The sequence below is a fragment of the Hahella sp. CR1 genome (assembly GCF_029813005.1).
Lineage (GTDB): Bacteria > Pseudomonadota > Gammaproteobacteria > Pseudomonadales > Oleiphilaceae > Hahella.
Genome location: NZ_JAPELK010000020.1, coordinates 62,987 through 78,138, shown reverse-complemented (window position 1 = coordinate 78,138; position 15,152 = coordinate 62,987). Strand labels below are relative to the sequence as shown.

Here is a 15,152-nt window from a genome sequence, read left to right as displayed (position 1 = left end):
CTTCCGCATTGAGCTTGGGGAAATCGAAGCGGTTTTACTGCAGCATGAGGCGGTCCAGGAGTCCGTTGTGGTTGCTCGCGAGGACCGGGGAGATAAACGTCTGGTGGCGTATGTAATCACCGAGACTGGCAGTAGCTTGGCTGAAGAGCAATTATCCCGTGAATTAAGACGCACCATTACGCAACAATTGCCTGACTACATGACGCCCTCGGCGTTTGTAATCCTGGACTCAATGCCGCTAACGCCCAACGGCAAAGTCGATCGCAACGCCCTGCCAGCCCCGGACTACGCCGCTTCGACGGATGAGTTTGTGGCGCCGGTTACCACCACGGAATGCAAACTAGCTGACATCTGGCGATCACTGCTGCAGATCGACCGCCCCATCAGCGCCAGCGCTAACTTCTTTGCATCAGGAGGACATTCTTTACTAGTGATAAGGTTAGTTTCAGCAATTAGTGATCAGTTGGGCGTCCAAATAGCCGTAAGAGATATTTTTGGGCATTCACAGTTAAAAGACTTAGCCACATACATTGACGCCTATCGTGTCGGAGATAAGCACAAAGAGTGGAAGCCGCTGGTAAGATTATCGGACGAAACATTATCGAATAAAGCATTCCCTAAATTATTCTGCGTACCTGGAGCGGGGGGATTTAGTATTGCTTATCAGGCGTTGTCTGACGCGCTAAGTCAGTTTGCGCAAGTATTAGTATTTGAAGCTAAAGGACTTGATGGAACTCAAGAGCCTCATAGAGATTGGAATTCATTGATTAGCTGTTACTTGGACGCAATTACTATCGAGCAGCCGATAGGGCCCTACTACTTATTAGGTCACTCTTTTGGCGGACGGGTAGTATTTGAGCTGGCGAAGAAACTGGAAGCACGCAGCCAGGAGGTGCATGTCATTATTTTAGATACAGTGCTATCTAACACTGTCTTTTCCGGTGAAGTTACCGCCGTGCCGGACATGAGTGTCGCAGAAAAAGTGTTGCATGTTGTCGATGAGTTTCTTGGGGAAACGTCTAGAGATCCAAACCACCATTTTCCATCAGCGGAGGAGGAGCTGAAGCAGTTAATGGTAATAGGAGGCCTACTCCCCACCAATAGCAATACCCAACTACTGGATGGGTTCTTAGCCGTTTATGCTGCCCAAGACTCACTATTCAATCAATATGAGCCAAGCGGCAGGTTACATGGAAAGCTTCTTTTCTTATACAGCGAAGATTCTTTCTCAACGAAGTTACTTCGTTTGGCCGTTGAAAACTACAACCAGCTATGCGCCCAACCCATTAATGCGCACAAAGTGGATGGCGGACATGTATCAATGTTGAGAGCTAACAACGTTCATTCTATTGCCTCAGCTATTGCACCTATTCTGAATACAGAGAGGAATATTCGCATGAATAGCGAAAGCAATGAGGAGGAAATGCTTTTGTAGAAATGGGGATATGGCTTCTTCCTGCCCTCCGGCGCTCTACCAAGCCTGCAAGAAGGAGCCCCTCCCCTAACAAGCATCAACAGGCGTATCTGCTTTACATTGAGGAGTACGCATAACGAAAAACGCCTCCATATAGGAGGCGTTTCCGTAAAGGCTTGGTATGACGCTTTACTGATATCCCCTTCGTATGGAGGATGTATAAGCGCTAACCGATTACAGCCTTATTAAACCATTAAGCAGCCAACCAGCTCTCAACAGTTTCTTTGCCGTATTGTTCTTTCCACGCGTTCAGAACTTTGTGGTTACCGCCGCGGGTTTCAACTACTTCGCCAGTCTGTGGGTTTTTGTAGACTTTCAAAGGACGTGCGCCACGACGCTTGTCAGAAGCGGAAGCTTTGGAAGGCGCTTTATCGGGGCCCAGCAGGTTCAGCAGTTCGTCGGAAGAAACGTTGTAGGTCTTCATCAGTTCTTCTAACTGCTTTTTGAATTCCAGACTCTTTTTCAGCTCATCGTCATTTTCCAGCGCTTCCAGTTTCTTTTTCAGCGCTTCGATTTCAGCAAGAGTATTTTCGTAGGCGTTAATCTTTTTCATTTCTTATCCCCAAGTAATTATGAAAATTATTGATTCCGGGCCATTTACAGCCTGACCAATACAATACGAGTTGGAAGCGGAGTATAACGCAAAGTTATTAAGCATCAAGCATTTTCACTTATAAAGCACAATTATTTACTAATAAATAACATTACCGTCATATTAATTTTTGTTGTATCGACTCTACCCTTACGCAAATTCGATCACTTTATAATCAAAGCCATTGTGATGCGAACTATACAGCCAGATAAAACCACTTATACATAGACGGTCTGGCGCCACGTTAATAATTGATAACTATGATGGCGTGAGTGATTCGAGTGGATACGGGATCTTTACGAGGTATGAGAATTACGATTACTTCAAACTCCACCAAAACCAAAGCCGATGTTCCTTGTCGCCTGAAGCGTAGTCTCCGCGTCCGGCCATAATATCCTGCAATCCCTGCATTAGTATCTGAGCGTCCTGTTTCGATATATCCAGACAAGGTTTGTCTTCAGTTTCACTAATGATCCATTGTTCCGCCCTATCCGGCGTATAGATCAGTTTGAGTTAGGGGAAGGTAATAACCTGATCGCTGCAGTTCGCCACTGCCGCCGCGGCGTCAGGCTTGCTTAAGGTTAAGGTGCGGAATAGAGCGTCATTAGCCTGAGTACATTGCCCCAATAACTGCAAAAGTGAATCGGCGCCGGTTGCATCCGCGCTCAAATGCCAGCCAGCGTAATCGCTGAGGTTGGTTTTATAGCGCCAGAAATATATTTCTCCCTGCTGGCGCCATGAATAAAGATCTGTCGTTGTCGATTTATTCTGCCTCATCTTCTCTATGGGCGATAATCAAGTCGTTCACATCGTCACATAGCTTCTTAAAGCTTTCCACTATCGCCGTGCCGCCGACTTCAATGTAGTAAACCGGGCATTTTCCATCTTCCGCATTTTCAATATCGAGAAACAACAGGCTTTCCGGTTGCGCGATGACATCCAGATCCCCCACTTCAAAGTCGCCGTCAATAAAGCCGGTGACTAAAAACGGTATTTTGGTGTCCAGGTCCAAATTTTCAGGCATGCCGTCGCAAAAGAGATCGTCGAAAAAGCACTCCGCGTCGCTTTCGTCCACCTGCGATAGATCAAAGATCATCGCATCACGCGTCTCACCCTCAATCTCCACAGACACAGGACGCCACATTAAATCCGAGTATCTTTCATAGATGCTTCTTAACATGTCTTCACCTCTAACCTTGGAAATGAGAAATAACACCGTTCTAACGCGTTACCATTTCCCTATGGGTCAAAGCGAAACGAATCTATATAAGAGTAGAGTATGTCAGGGATTTCTTTATATGAAACTTTAATGGCTAAGCGCAGGGGCGCCACCTGAGCAGGATATGACGCGCAGGCAGTAGATAGATAGTAGTCGTCAAACTCATCCCTGAGTCAGTTCTTCACACCGTCATGTACCCTCTGACCTGCTCTTTATCCATGTCCGCTTTCTGCCCGGACAGGACGACGGAGCCGCGATCCAGCACGGCATAGTTATCGGCGAGTTCGTAGGCGAAGTCGAGGTACTGTTCGATCAGCACAATGGCCATGTCACCCCTGTCGCGCAGTCTGCCGATGACGCTCTGGATATCCTTGATGATGGATGGCTGGATGCCTTCCGTCGGCTCGTCCAACATCAGGAGTTTGGGACGGGTGACCAGAGCGCGGGCGATGGCGAGCTGCTGTTGCTGTCCGCCAGAAAGATCGCCGCCACGGCGTTTCAGCATACTTTTCAGCACGGGAAACAGCGTGAAGATTTCCTCTGGTATGCTGCGCTGACTGCGAGGAATAGCGGCGAAGCCGGTTTTCAGATTCTCCAGCACCGTGAGCTGGGAGAATATCTCGCGCCCCTGGGGCACATAGGCGATGCCCAGTTTGGCGCGATCATGGGGAGAGAGTCGCGCAATATCGCGCCCCTGCCAGAGCACCGCGCCTTTTTTGACGGGATGGCGACCGGACAATGCCCGCAGCAGCGATGTCTTACCGACTCCGTTGCGACCCAGAATGCAGGACACCTTGCCCGCCTCCGCTTCCATACTGACGCCATATAAGGCCTGACTGGCGCCGTAAAACAAGTCTACGTTCTGTACGTTCAACATATGACATTACTCGATTATTCTGTCGCTGTTTGATCCAGGGGCGTCGATTTATCGTTACCGCCCCAGATAAACCTCAATCACCTGCTGATTCTTCTGCACCTGATCCAGCGAACCCTCGGCCAGAACGCGCCCTTCGTGCAGCACCGTGACTTTGCATTGCAGCGCGCGCACGAAATCCATGTCGTGCTCCACGACCACCAGGGAATGCTGCTTGGATACGGCTTTGAACAACTCGGCGGTTTTCTCGGTTTCCACGTCAGTCATTCCCGCCGCCGGCTCATCGATCAGCAGCAATTCCGGCCCTTGTATCAGCAACATGCCAATCTCCAGCCATTGCTTCTGCCCATGCGAGAGAGCGCCAGCGAGTTCGTCCGCCCTGGCGCTGAGATCCACCAGCGTCAGGATTTCATCAATGCGGGTTTTCTGGGCCTTGCTCAGTCGATGGAAGAAGGCCTCATACACCTTGCGACCGCCTTGCAGCGCCAGCTCCAGATTTTCAAACACTGTCAGCGACTCAATCACCGTCGGCTTCTGGAATTTGCGGCCGACGCCCATATTGGCGATTTCAGCCTCGTCGTGCTGAGTCAGATCAACGTTATTGTTGAACAGCACCTGCCCGGTGTCTGGCCGCGTCTTGCCGGTAATGACATCCATCATGGTGGTCTTACCTGCGCCGTTTGGGCCGATGATCGCGCGCAATTCCCCCGGGGCCAGAATCAATGACAGACTGTTCAGCGCCTTGAAGCCATCGAAGCTGACGGAAACGCCGTTTAAATAAAGAATGCTGGGTTGTTGCAGATGTTTCGCTTGCATGATCTTTCCTTATGAGCTGGGACTGACTTCCACCGCTTTCCCGGCGCGCAGGTCAGCGGCGGCGGGAGGCGAAGGCTCACTTGGCGTCGGCGCGGCGGAACCGGTAGTCGTGACGGCGTCCCCAGACACTTCAGACTGCGTTGGTGACGCCGACTTTTCCCTGGGACGGATGCGCTCAAGCAACCCGACCAGACCTTTAGGCAGAAACAACGTCGTGACCACGAATAAGGCGCCCAGGCAATACAGCCAAAGCTCAGGAAACGCCCCCGTGAAATAACTTTTCGCGTAGTTCACCGCGATCGCTCCAATGACTGCGCCATACAGCGTGCCGCGCCCGCCTACGGCCACCCAGATAATGATCTCGATGGAGTTGATGGGGGAAAACTCACCGGGGTTAATAATGCCCACCTGAGGGACATAGAGAGCGCCGGCTATTCCAGCAAGCACCGAGGAGACGACGAATACAAAGAGTTTGTATTTATCCACCCGATACCCCAAGAACCGCGTGCGCGCTTCCGCGTCGCGCACCGCCACCAACACGCGTCCGAGTTTGGAGTTAACGATGCAGCGGCAGAGAACATAGCCCACCATAAGCGACACGGCGGAGGCGATGAACAGGCCGCAGCGAGTGGCGTCTGATTGCAGGTTGAAGCCCAGCAAATCCTTGAAGTCGGTCAGACCGTTATTGCCGCCGAATCCCATATCGTTACGGAAAAACGCCAGCATCAGGGCGTAAGTCAGCGCCTGGGTAATAATGGAGAGATAAACGCCGGTGACCCGCGAGCGAAAAGCCAGCCAGCCGAACACGAACGCCAACAGCCCCGGCGCCAACGCCACCATCAGCATGGCGAAACCGAAATTATCGAAGCCGTGCCAATACCAGGGCAGCTCTTTCCAGTTCAAAAACACCATGAAGTCTGGCAACAACGGATCGCCGTATACGCCCCGCTCGCCGATCTGGCGCATCAGGTACATTCCCATCGCATAACCACCCAAGGCAAAAAAAGCGCCGTGCCCCAGACTGAGAATCCCGCAGTATCCCCAAATCAGGTCAACCGCCAGCGCCAAGAGGGCATAGCAGAGGTACTTTCCAAGCAATGTCACCGTGTAAGTGGACACGTGTAGCGCCGAACCCGGCGCCATAGTCAGATTCAACAGAGGCACGATCACCGCCAGCGCGGCCAGCGCCAGCAGCAGATAGCGACCGCCTTTATCGTTCATAAGAAGTCGAGTGACAGGTCCCAACTGCATCGTCATCAGCCCTCCACCGCGCGGCCCTTGAGGGCGAACATGCCCCGCGGGTATTTCTGGATAAATAGAATGATGAAAACCAGCACCAGGATTTTCGCCAGCACCGCGCCAGCAAAAGGCTCCATCAGTTTATTAGCGACCCCCAGGGACATGGCTCCTACGAAGGTGCCCATGAGATTGCCCACGCCGCCGAACACCACCACCATGAATGAGTCGATGATGTAGGACTGGCCCAGATTAGGGCCGACATTGGTTAACTGACTCAACGCCACGCCGGCGATACCGGCGATGCCGGAGCCCAGACCAAAGGTCAGCGCATCCAGCCAGCCGGTGCGAATCCCCATGGAGCTGGCCATAGGTCGGTTTTGCGTCACCGCCCGCATTTGCAGTCCGAACTGGGTTTTACGCAGCAACGCCGCCAGCGCCAGCAGCACCAGAATGCTGAAGATAATGATGTATAAACGGTTGTAGGTCAGAGACAGTGCGCCGTTGATCTCAATAGACCCCGACATCCAGGCCGGCGTAATAACGGATTGATTCAAGGAACCAAAAACGGTTCTGACCAGTTGCTGCAGACACAGGCTAATGCCAAAAGTGGCCAATAGGGTTTCCAGTGGGCGACCGTAAAGAAAACGGATCACGCCACGCTCGATCACGACGCCCGCCAGCCCCGACACCAGAAACGCGGCAGGAATGGCGACAAATAAAGAGTACTCAATATGGTTCGGCATCCATTGCTGAATCACATAAGTGGTGTAGGCGCCCAACATAATCATCTCGCCGTGGGCCATATTGATGACTCCCATCACACCAAATGTGATGGCCAGCCCTACCGCCGCCAGCAACAGCACCGCGCCCAGACTGACGCCGAAGTACACGTTCTCCACGCCTTTATTGAAGGCGACCAGGCTTTCGATCGCATCCAACGCCTCCTGCGCCGCCTGCCTTACGGCTGGGTCCGGTTCCAGGAACTCGCCCTGGCCGTTGGTGTTCAGAAAGCTGCGCAGCAGCGAACGCACTTCCACATAGAGCTCGCCCTGCAGTTGCTCTATCGCCGCCACCCGACTCTGCGTTGTTTCGCCATAGCGCGCCTGCAACATGGCCAGATCGACAGATAACAGCTCTTGAACGGACGCATCCTGCTCTTTCTCCAGCGCGCGCTGCAGTAGAGGAATATTGCTCGCGTCATCGGATTTCATCATATTGCGCGCCGCTTCCAGACGCACATTCACATCCGGCGCACGCAATTGCAGCGCCGCCAGACTTTCCCGCAGCAATTGCCGCAGGGAATTATTCACACTGATCTTCTTGAACGCGCGCTTCTCGACATCCTCCGTCACCTCGCCGGTCAGCGCGTTTTGCGCAGAGTAAAGATCATTGGCGTAGCGCAAGATAACCACTTCGCCTTCGCCTTTCTTGGCGTATTGCAGATCGCCTTCCAGCAACGCGCTGAGAATGGGAGCGACCTGGGGATCGTCAATCTCGCTTAATTTGCTGACGAGCTGCTCTTTTTCAGTAAAGCCCGCCGTCTTTAATTGGGTAAGAATGGGTTCCAGGCGTGCGTCAGCGGGCTCCGCCTGTGCGCCGGAACCCAGCATCCACATACATATCATTAATAGCGCGCAGCCCAGTCTTACAAAACTCAGCCGCGAGCTTGGGGAAAACAGGAGGGAAAGTCGTCGCATGGGTTACTCTTTCCGTAGCGGTTTACGCCCGGCGGAAGTCTGCGCTGTGACGCCAGCCGAAGCCGGCGTCACAGTAATTTCCGCGATGGGATGGGCGTTATCGATTAATAGTTTTGCCCGGAGCATTTGCCGGTTTTGACGTTGTAGTTGCCGCAACTCAGAGGCAGGGTCCAGTCCGCCGTCAGGTCTTTGCTGCCTGGCAGATAGTCGGACCAGGCGTCGCCCATGACAGCGCCGGAAGTGCGCCACACGGTTTCAAACTGACCGTCTTCCTGAATTTCGCCTATCAGCACCGGTTTGGTGATGTGGTGGTTCGGCATCATGGTGGCGTAGCCGCCGGACAGGTTAGGCACCGTGACGCCGACAATTGCCTGACCGACTACGTCTGGATCGGTAGTCCCGGCTTTCTTGACCGCTTCCGCCCACATGTTGAAGCCGATGAAGTGCGCTTCCATAGGGTCGTTGGTGACGCGTTTTTTATCCTTGATAAAGGTTTTCCAGGAATCGATGAATTCATCGTTCGCTTCCGCGTCCACGCTCATGAAATAGTTCCAGGCCGCCAGGTGGCCGACCAGGGGTTTGGTGTCCAGACCGGACAACTCTTCTTCACCCACGGAGAAGGCCACGACCGGGATGTCTTCCGCGGAAATGCCCTGGTTGCCCAGCTCTTTATAGAAAGGCACGTTGGCGTCGCCGTTGATGGTGGACACCACTGCGGTTTTCTTGCCGGCTGAACCGAACTTTTTGATATCAGAGACAATGCTCTGCCAGTCGGAGTGCCCGAAAGGCGTGTAGTTGATCATGATGTCTTCCTGTTTGACGCCTTTCGATTTCAGATAGGCTTCCAGGATTTTGTTGGTGGTGCGCGGATACACATAGTCGGTGCCCGCCAGCACCCAGCGCTTCACGCCCAGCTCATTCATCAGATAGTCGACCGCAGGCACCGCCTGCTGGTTAGGCGCGGCGCCGGTATAGAAAACGTTCTTGGAGGACTCTTCCCCTTCGTATTGCACCGGATAGAACAACAGGCCGTTCAGCTCTTCAAACACCGGCAGTACGGATTTGCGCGAGACGGAGGTCCAGCAGCCGAACACCACATCCACTTTGTCTTTTTCCAACAGCTCGCGCGCTTTCTCTGCGAACAGCGGCCAGTTGGAAGCGGGATCAACCACGACGGCTTCAAGCTTCTTGCCAAGCAGGCCGCCCTTCTTGTTTTGCTCATCCACGAGCATGAGAACTGTATCCTTCAGAGTTGTCTCGCTGATAGCCATGGTTCCGCTCAGGCTGTGCAGAACGCCCACCTTGATGGTGTCCGCCGCCTGCGCCAGGGAGGCGCTGATCGAAAGGGCCAACGCGCTCAAACCAATCCCAACACGCCTAGACATTTTTTTCATTGTACGAACTCCGATACGGGTTAATGTTGTGAGTTTCTCCCGTCGCAAGCAACGCACGCAGTGTTCCATCACTTTTTTATCTCTTTGTTTTCATAACGTTACATTTGAAAACCCAAAGATACGTAGTTTTACGGAGCCCCCATTCGCACCAGTGTGACCCATGTCTCAAGCATGGGGGCACAATATCGGGGCGCGCTCAAAAAATGCCTGACGCCCCACTTAAGGCGCGCCAACCCCATGAACCAAAGCGGTGCAAAAACAGAGCCCCCGAACGCTTTTAAACCGTCGCCTTCGCCCTGTCAGCGCCAAAATGGCGAGGGGTTGGCACAGCATTCGCTTAATGACTTGCCACAACGAGACAGAAACGAGCGCGTCCACGCATTGTTTCAGGGCGCAGCGGGTAAGAAGAAAGTCGCGGACAGAGATCGCGACCCCAGCGTAAAGGTACGCAGCGTAATGCTTGCAGAGCAATTCACCGATAAAAACAAGCAGGCGGAGCAGGAATTGAATCCTGGCTCTTCCGCCGCCACCGGCGCCAGAAACTGGCGGGCGTCGCTCACATTAAACCTGACCAAAGAGTCAAATCGCACCATATTGAAGCAAGCCGTTCACCAAGGCCCTCTGCGGGTGCAACGACCGTTTTATCCAGAAGGCGCGCAACGCCCCCACATCTATATATTGCATCCTCCCGGCGGTCTGGTTTGCGGAGATGAAATCGAAATTGACGCCCGAGTGGAGCAAGGCGCAGGCGCGCTGTTCACTACCCCTTCCGCCGGCAAAATCTATCGCACTGACGCAGCCGGACACCGGCAATGTCAGACCGTTCGGCTGCACTGCGCCGACGCGGACAGCCTGGAATGGCTGCCCCAGGAAAATATTATTTACGACGGCGCCGAGGGCGCGCAGACATTGCGGTTAGAAACCAGCGCCGCCAGCCGCTTCATCGCCTGGGAAATCACCGCCTTGGGACGCCCGGCGGCGGACGCACCATTCGCCCGTGGCGCCTTCACCCAGACTACCCAGATTCTGCGTGACGGCGCGCCCTGCTTCTTCGAGCGGGTCGCGTTGCGCGGCGAGGGCCCCGGGTTTAAAGAGCCCTGGGGACTGCAGGGGCGCCAGGTTTACGGATCGCTGCTCGCCGGATACGTGCAGGGCTCGCCGCAAAAGCTGCTGCAACAATGCCGCGAGGCGTTGCAGACGAATGCAGCCATCGCCGCCCTTACCGTAGACAAAGACCTGAGCTGGACCCTGACGCGCAAGGACGATCTGATCATCCTGCGCGCGCTGTGTCAGCAGTCGGAGCCCATCAAGCGGTTGTTTATGGCGGCGTGGTCCCTGCTGCGTCCAGCCTTAATCGGCGTGGAAAGTCATCCGCCGCGAATCTGGGCGACCTGACGCAGACCGGTTTTGAGGCGATCGCCGATGACGGCTCAAAACTCAGCAATCGAACAATAAAAGTAACCGCAAGATAAAAGAGGAAGTTCACGATGGAACTCACCCCTAGAGAAAAAGACAAACTGCTGCTGTACACCGCCGCACTGGTGGCGGAGCGTCGTAAAGCGCGGGGATTGAAACTGAATTACCCGGAGGCGATGGCCTACCTGAGCATGGAAATCGTGGAAGGCGCCCGGGATGGCCGCAGCGTAGCGGAGCTGATGGCTTACGGTCGCACGCTGCTGACGCGGGAAGACGTCATGGACGGCATACCGGAAATGATTCCAGAGGTGCAGGTGGAAGCCACTTTCCCGGACGGCACCAAACTGGTCACAGTCCACAACCCTATCCCTTAATCGCTGATGGAGATCCAGTCATGATTCCAGGAGAAATAGACGCCCTCCCCGGCGATATCGAAATCAACGCCGGCCTGCCGACCATTACCGTGGAAGTCACCAATACCGGCGACCGGCCGGTGCAAGTGGGTTCTCATTATCACTTCTTTGAGACCAACCCGGCGCTGTACTTTCCTCGAGAGCAGGCGCGCGGCTTCCGCCTGAATATCGCCGCCGGAACCGCCGTACGCTTTGAGCCCGGACAAACTCGCACGGTGGAGTTGGTCGCCCTGGGTGGCGAGCGCAAGGTTTACGGTTTCCGCGGCGATGTCATGGGCGACTTATGACAACGCCCGGCGCGACAAAAATAAGGCAGCACGCAAACAGGTTACATAGCAGGACTTATCACCATGGCAAAGATTTCTAGAGCCGCCTACGCCGACATGTTCGGGCCAACCGTAGGCGATCGGGTGCGCCTGGGCGACACCGAATTATGGATTGAAGTGGAAAAAGATTACGCCGCCTACGGCCACGAAGTGAAATTCGGCGGCGGCAAGGTTATCCGTGACGGTATGGGACAGTCGCAACGTCCTAATACAGAAGCGGTGGACACCGTTATCACCAATGCGCTGATTCTTGACCACTGGGGCGTCGTCAAGGCGGACATCGGGCTCAAGCAGGGTCGTATCGCCGCCATCGGCAAAGCGGGCAACCCGGATATTCAGGACAACATCGACATTATTATTGGCCCAGGCACCGAAGTCATTGCCGGCGAAGGCATGATCGCCACCGCCGGCGGTATCGACGCCCACATACATTTCATCTGTCCGCAGCAAATCGAAGAAGCGTTGATGTCCGGCGTCACCACCATGCTGGGCGGCGGCACCGGTCCCGCCACCGGCACCAACGCCACCACCTGCACCCCCGGTCCGTGGCATATGGGCAAGATGCTGCAGGCGGCCGACGCCTTTCCCATGAACCTGGGTTTTCTCGGCAAAGGCAACGCCAGCCTGCCGGCGGCGCTGGAAGAGCAGATGCTCGCCGGCGCCATGGGATTAAAGCTGCACGAGGATTGGGGCACCACGCCAGCCTCCATCGACAACTGCCTGAATATCGCCGAAAAGTACGATGTGCAGGTGGCCATTCACACCGACACGCTGAATGAGTCTGGTTTTGTCGAGGATACGCTGGCGGCGTTCAAAGGGCGCACCATCCACACCTATCACACCGAAGGCGCCGGCGGCGGTCACGCACCTGACATTATCAAGGCCTGCGGCGAACTGAACGTGCTGCCCTCCTCCACTAATCCGACCCGGCCTTACACCGTCAACACTGTGGACGAGCATCTGGACATGCTGATGGTGTGCCACCATCTGGACCCGGATATCCCAGAAGACGTCGCCTTCGCCGATTCCCGCATCCGTAAGGAAACCATCGCCGCGGAAGACATCCTGCACGACCTTGGCGCATTCAGCATGATCTCCTCCGACTCTCAAGCCATGGGCCGAGTTGGCGAAGTGGTCTGCCGCACCTGGCAGACCGCGCATAAGATGAAGGTGCAGCGCGGCCCGTTGGCGCAGGACTCGGAGCGCGCCGACAACTTTCGCGCCAAACGCTACATCGCCAAATACACCATCAATCCCGCTATCGCACACGGCATCGCCCACGAAGTGGGATCGCTGGAGCCCGGCAAGCTTGCGGATATTATTTTATGGCGACCAGCTTTCTTCGGGGCCAAACCCTCCCTGATCATCAAAGGCGGTATGATCGCAGCCGCTCCTATGGGCGACGCCAACGCCTCCATCCCGACGCCACAGCCGGTGCACTATCGCCCCATGTTCGGCGCCTTCGGTCAGGCCATGCAGCAGACCCGCCTCACCTTTGTCTGCCAGGCCGCTCTGGATAACGGAGTGAAAGAGCTGTTCGGTTTGCAGTCCCCGCTCAGCGCCTGTCGCAACACCCGCGCCGTCACCAAGAAGAGCATGGTGCTGAACGACCTGACGCCGCAGATGGAAGTGGATTCGCAAACCTATGAAGTGCGCGCCAACGGCGAGCTGCTGGTCTGTGAGCCTGCAAAAGTGCTGCCTCTGGCGCAGCGCTATTTTCTCTTCTAAAAGCGGAGGCACAGCATGATTCGCATCACCGAACGCTATATCGAGACCGGACAGACGCCCGCCGTCGCTGGCGTCATCAGCCTGACTTACGATGAACGCAAACGCGGCCGTTTGCGCGCCCAAACCCAGTCTGGAGAAGATGTCGGGCTGTTTCTGGAACGCGGCAAAACCCTGCTGGACGGCGACCTGCTGCTGGCGGAAAACGGAAACGTCTATGCCATCAGCGCCGCGCCGGAAACCGTCGCCACCGCGCAGGCCAGCGAAGCGCGTCAGTTTGCGCAAATTTGCTATCACCTGGGCAACCGACATACGCCGCTACAGATTGGCGAACTCTGGGTGCGCTTCCAACCGGACCATGTTCTGGAGGATCTGTGCCGCCTGTATGGATTGGAAGTCGTGCGAGAATCTGCGCCGTTCAATCCTGAAAACGGCGCCTATGGTGGACATAGCGGACATGGCGGACATGGCGGACATGGCGGCCACCATCATGGCCACGACCACTCTCACGACCAGAATCGCCACGACGCCAGAGAGCTCAGTGCGCGTTACCATTTTCACGGGCCGGATCATGAACATCCACATGATCATGTTCACCTTCATTCACACCCTCACGAGCATTAAAGGACTTGCCGCCCATGCCGCCTTTAGCGTTGCTGAAACTCATGAACCTGACCAGCCCGGCCTTACCTGTAGGCGCCTTCGCCTATTCGCAGGGCTTGGAGTGGGCCATTGATCACGGCGGCGTCGACACGCCGGAAAAAATCCACGACTGGCTGCAGGGGGTGATCAGCCAGGGACTCGGGAAAACCGATCTGCCGGTGTTGTTCAAGCTGCTGCAGGCCTGGCGCGCCAATGACCACGAACAAATCACCTACTGGAACGCCTGGCTGCTCGCCGCTCGCGAAACCCAGGAGTTGCTGGACGAAGACCGCCATGTGGGCAAAGCCCTGGCCAAGCTTCTGCGGGACCTGGGCGTCCCCGGCGCGGAGCCCTGGCTGGAGCGACCAGCGTCCCTGCTGACGCTGTGGACGCTGGCTTGCACGCACTGGGACATTGATGCGGAGAACGCCGCCGTAGGATTTCTGTGGAGCTGGCTGGAAAACCAGATCGCCGTGGCGGGGAAGACACTGCCGCTGGCGCAGACGGTGGCGCAGCGCATATTGCAGCGACTGATGCCCATTCTGACCGAGACGGTTGCAGCCGCAACGCAGATAAAAGAAGAAAATTTCGGCGCGTCCCTGCCCGGCTGGGCCATGGCCTGCGCCCAACACGAAACGCAATACTCGCGCCTGTTCCGATCCTGAACAGGCGCGCAGGACAATAAACATCATCTGGAGGTAACGCTTTTATGAGCACACAAACTTTGCGCGTCGGCATCGGCGGCCCGGTGGGTTCCGGCAAAACAGCGCTGGTGGCCCGTCTGTGCCAGGAGCTGCGGGAACGCTTTAATATCGCCGTGGTCACCAACGATATCTATACAGAAGAAGACGCCCAGTTTCTGATCCGCAATCAGGCGCTCACCGAAGATCGCATCATCGGTGTGGAAACCGGCGGCTGTCCTCATACCGCCATTCGGGAAGACGCCTCCATGAACCTCGCCGCCATCGACACCCTGACGGCGCGCCATCCCGGACTCGATCTGGTGCTGGTGGAAAGCGGCGGCGATAACCTGAGCGCCACGTTCAGCCCGGAGCTGTCTGACCTGACCCTGTATGTCATCGATGTTTCCGCTGGCGATAAAATTCCCCGCAAAGGCGGTCCAGGCATCACCAAGTCCGACCTTCTGATCATCAACAAGACCGATCTGGCGCCAATCGTAGGCGCTTCATTGGAGGTCATGGATCGCGACGCCAGGAAAATGCGCGGTGACAAACCCTTTATTTTCAGTAATATGAAGACCGGCGAAGGCCTGCAGGACATCATCAGTTTTATTATTGACCAAGGTATGCTGCAAGCGGCTTAGC

Annotated in this window: 16 protein-coding genes; 8 read left to right on the top strand and 8 right to left on the bottom strand. The window is 55.4% G+C overall.

The features are described 5' to 3' along the window. Positions 1-1,435, top strand: a 1,435-nt coding sequence (locus ONV78_RS29700) for an alpha/beta fold hydrolase (protein WP_279508181.1), incomplete at its 5' end; no start/stop codon positions are given. Positions 1,436-1,667: 232 nt separating this feature from the next. Here the strand turns inward: ONV78_RS29700 and ONV78_RS29695 are convergent. The 8 genes from ONV78_RS29695 to urtA form a co-directional block, all read right to left on the bottom strand. Continuing rightward, positions 1,668-2,027, bottom strand: a complete 360-nt coding sequence (locus ONV78_RS29695) for a histone-like nucleoid-structuring protein, MvaT/MvaU family (RefSeq protein ID WP_279508180.1) — start codon at positions 2,025-2,027, stop codon at positions 1,668-1,670. A gap of 552 nt (positions 2,028-2,579) precedes the next feature. Beyond that, positions 2,580-2,843 carry a hypothetical protein gene (locus tag ONV78_RS29690; protein WP_279508179.1) on the bottom strand — a complete coding sequence of 88 codons (264 nt, stop codon included), beginning with the start codon at positions 2,841-2,843 and terminating at the stop codon, positions 2,580-2,582. Then, a complete protein-coding gene (locus tag ONV78_RS29685) occupies positions 2,830-3,246 on the bottom strand; it encodes a hypothetical protein (RefSeq protein WP_279508178.1) in 417 nt (138 codons plus the stop codon). Before ONV78_RS29685 ends, ONV78_RS29690 begins: the two co-directional genes overlap by 14 nt. Positions 3,247-3,466: 220 nt before the next feature. Next, a complete protein-coding gene (gene urtE / locus ONV78_RS29680) occupies positions 3,467-4,162 on the bottom strand; it encodes an urea ABC transporter ATP-binding subunit UrtE (protein ID WP_011398282.1) in 696 nt (231 codons plus the stop codon). 54 nt (positions 4,163-4,216) lie between these two features. Then, positions 4,217-4,975, bottom strand: a complete 759-nt coding sequence (gene urtD, locus ONV78_RS29675; protein WP_216737377.1) for an urea ABC transporter ATP-binding protein UrtD — start codon at positions 4,973-4,975, stop codon at positions 4,217-4,219. Positions 4,976-4,984: 9 nt separating this feature from the next. Further along, a complete protein-coding gene (gene urtC, locus ONV78_RS29670; protein ID WP_279508176.1) occupies positions 4,985-6,232 on the bottom strand; it encodes an urea ABC transporter permease subunit UrtC in 1,248 nt (415 codons plus the stop codon). Next, the gene (gene urtB, locus ONV78_RS29665) at positions 6,232-7,911 is read right to left on the bottom strand and encodes an urea ABC transporter permease subunit UrtB (RefSeq protein WP_279508175.1); all 1,680 of its coding nucleotides are present in this window, start codon (positions 7,909-7,911) and stop codon (positions 6,232-6,234) included. The genes urtC and urtB overlap by 1 nt, the downstream gene beginning before the upstream one ends. A 104-nt stretch (positions 7,912-8,015) precedes the next feature. Continuing rightward, positions 8,016-9,305, bottom strand: coding sequence for an urea ABC transporter substrate-binding protein (urtA, locus tag ONV78_RS29660; protein ID WP_216737374.1), 1,290 nt, complete (start codon positions 9,303-9,305; stop codon positions 8,016-8,018). A gap of 321 nt (positions 9,306-9,626) precedes the next feature. On the opposite strand from urtA, the gene ONV78_RS29655 reads away from it, so the two are divergent. The 7 genes from ONV78_RS29655 to ureG all read left to right on the top strand — a co-directional run bounded on the left by ONV78_RS29655 (position 9,627) and on the right by ureG (position 15,151). After that, complete coding sequence (locus ONV78_RS29655) at positions 9,627-10,700, top strand: urease accessory protein UreD (RefSeq protein ID WP_279508174.1); 1,074 nt, start codon at positions 9,627-9,629, stop codon at positions 10,698-10,700. Between the two features lie 92 nt (positions 10,701-10,792). Further along, a complete protein-coding gene (gene ureA / locus ONV78_RS29650; RefSeq protein ID WP_216737372.1) occupies positions 10,793-11,095 on the top strand; it encodes an urease subunit gamma in 303 nt (100 codons plus the stop codon). A gap of 20 nt (positions 11,096-11,115) precedes the next feature. Then, on the top strand, positions 11,116-11,421 hold the full coding sequence (locus ONV78_RS29645) for an urease subunit beta (protein ID WP_279508172.1): 306 nt from the start codon (positions 11,116-11,118) through the stop codon (positions 11,419-11,421). A 63-nt stretch (positions 11,422-11,484) separates the two neighbouring features. After that, positions 11,485-13,188: an urease subunit alpha gene (gene ureC / locus ONV78_RS29640; RefSeq protein WP_279508170.1), complete on the top strand. Its 1,704-nt coding sequence runs from the start codon at positions 11,485-11,487 to the stop codon at positions 13,186-13,188. A 15-nt stretch (positions 13,189-13,203) separates the two neighbouring features. Beyond that, the gene (gene ureE / locus ONV78_RS29635) at positions 13,204-13,809 is read left to right on the top strand and encodes an urease accessory protein UreE (RefSeq protein WP_279508168.1); all 606 of its coding nucleotides are present in this window, start codon (positions 13,204-13,206) and stop codon (positions 13,807-13,809) included. Between the two features lie 14 nt (positions 13,810-13,823). Then, a complete protein-coding gene (locus tag ONV78_RS29630; RefSeq protein ID WP_279508167.1) occupies positions 13,824-14,492 on the top strand; it encodes an urease accessory UreF family protein in 669 nt (222 codons plus the stop codon). 44 nt (positions 14,493-14,536) lie between these two features. After that, positions 14,537-15,151 carry an urease accessory protein UreG gene (ureG, locus tag ONV78_RS29625; protein ID WP_127972211.1) on the top strand — a complete coding sequence of 205 codons (615 nt, stop codon included), beginning with the start codon at positions 14,537-14,539 and terminating at the stop codon, positions 15,149-15,151. Position 15,152: the final 1 nt, after the last annotated feature.

What these genes read in the sequence shown, in the direction of transcription:
- ONV78_RS29695 (WP_279508180.1), bottom strand. Translation starts at nt 2,027, where the DNA reads ATGAAAAAGATTAACGCCTACGAAAATACTCTTGCTGAAATCGAAGCG.
- ONV78_RS29690 (WP_279508179.1), bottom strand. Translation starts at nt 2,843, where the DNA reads ATGAGGCAGAATAAATCGACAACGACAGATCTTTATTCATGGCGCCAG.
- ONV78_RS29685 (WP_279508178.1), bottom strand. Translation starts at nt 3,246, where the DNA reads ATGTTAAGAAGCATCTATGAAAGATACTCGGATTTAATGTGGCGTCCT.
- urtE (WP_011398282.1), bottom strand. Translation starts at nt 4,162, where the DNA reads ATGTTGAACGTACAGAACGTAGACTTGTTTTACGGCGCCAGTCAGGCC.
- urtD (WP_216737377.1), bottom strand. Translation starts at nt 4,975, where the DNA reads ATGCAAGCGAAACATCTGCAACAACCCAGCATTCTTTATTTAAACGGC.
- urtC (WP_279508176.1), bottom strand. Translation starts at nt 6,232, where the DNA reads ATGACGATGCAGTTGGGACCTGTCACTCGACTTCTTATGAACGATAAA.
- urtB (WP_279508175.1), bottom strand. Translation starts at nt 7,911, where the DNA reads ATGCGACGACTTTCCCTCCTGTTTTCCCCAAGCTCGCGGCTGAGTTTT.
- urtA (WP_216737374.1), bottom strand. Translation starts at nt 9,305, where the DNA reads ATGAAAAAAATGTCTAGGCGTGTTGGGATTGGTTTGAGCGCGTTGGCC.
- ureA (WP_216737372.1), top strand. Translation starts at nt 10,793, where the DNA reads ATGGAACTCACCCCTAGAGAAAAAGACAAACTGCTGCTGTACACCGCC.
- ONV78_RS29645 (WP_279508172.1), top strand. Translation starts at nt 11,116, where the DNA reads ATGATTCCAGGAGAAATAGACGCCCTCCCCGGCGATATCGAAATCAAC.
- ureC (WP_279508170.1), top strand. Translation starts at nt 11,485, where the DNA reads ATGGCAAAGATTTCTAGAGCCGCCTACGCCGACATGTTCGGGCCAACC.
- ureE (WP_279508168.1), top strand. Translation starts at nt 13,204, where the DNA reads ATGATTCGCATCACCGAACGCTATATCGAGACCGGACAGACGCCCGCC.
- ONV78_RS29630 (WP_279508167.1), top strand. Translation starts at nt 13,824, where the DNA reads ATGCCGCCTTTAGCGTTGCTGAAACTCATGAACCTGACCAGCCCGGCC.
- ureG (WP_127972211.1), top strand. Translation starts at nt 14,537, where the DNA reads ATGAGCACACAAACTTTGCGCGTCGGCATCGGCGGCCCGGTGGGTTCC.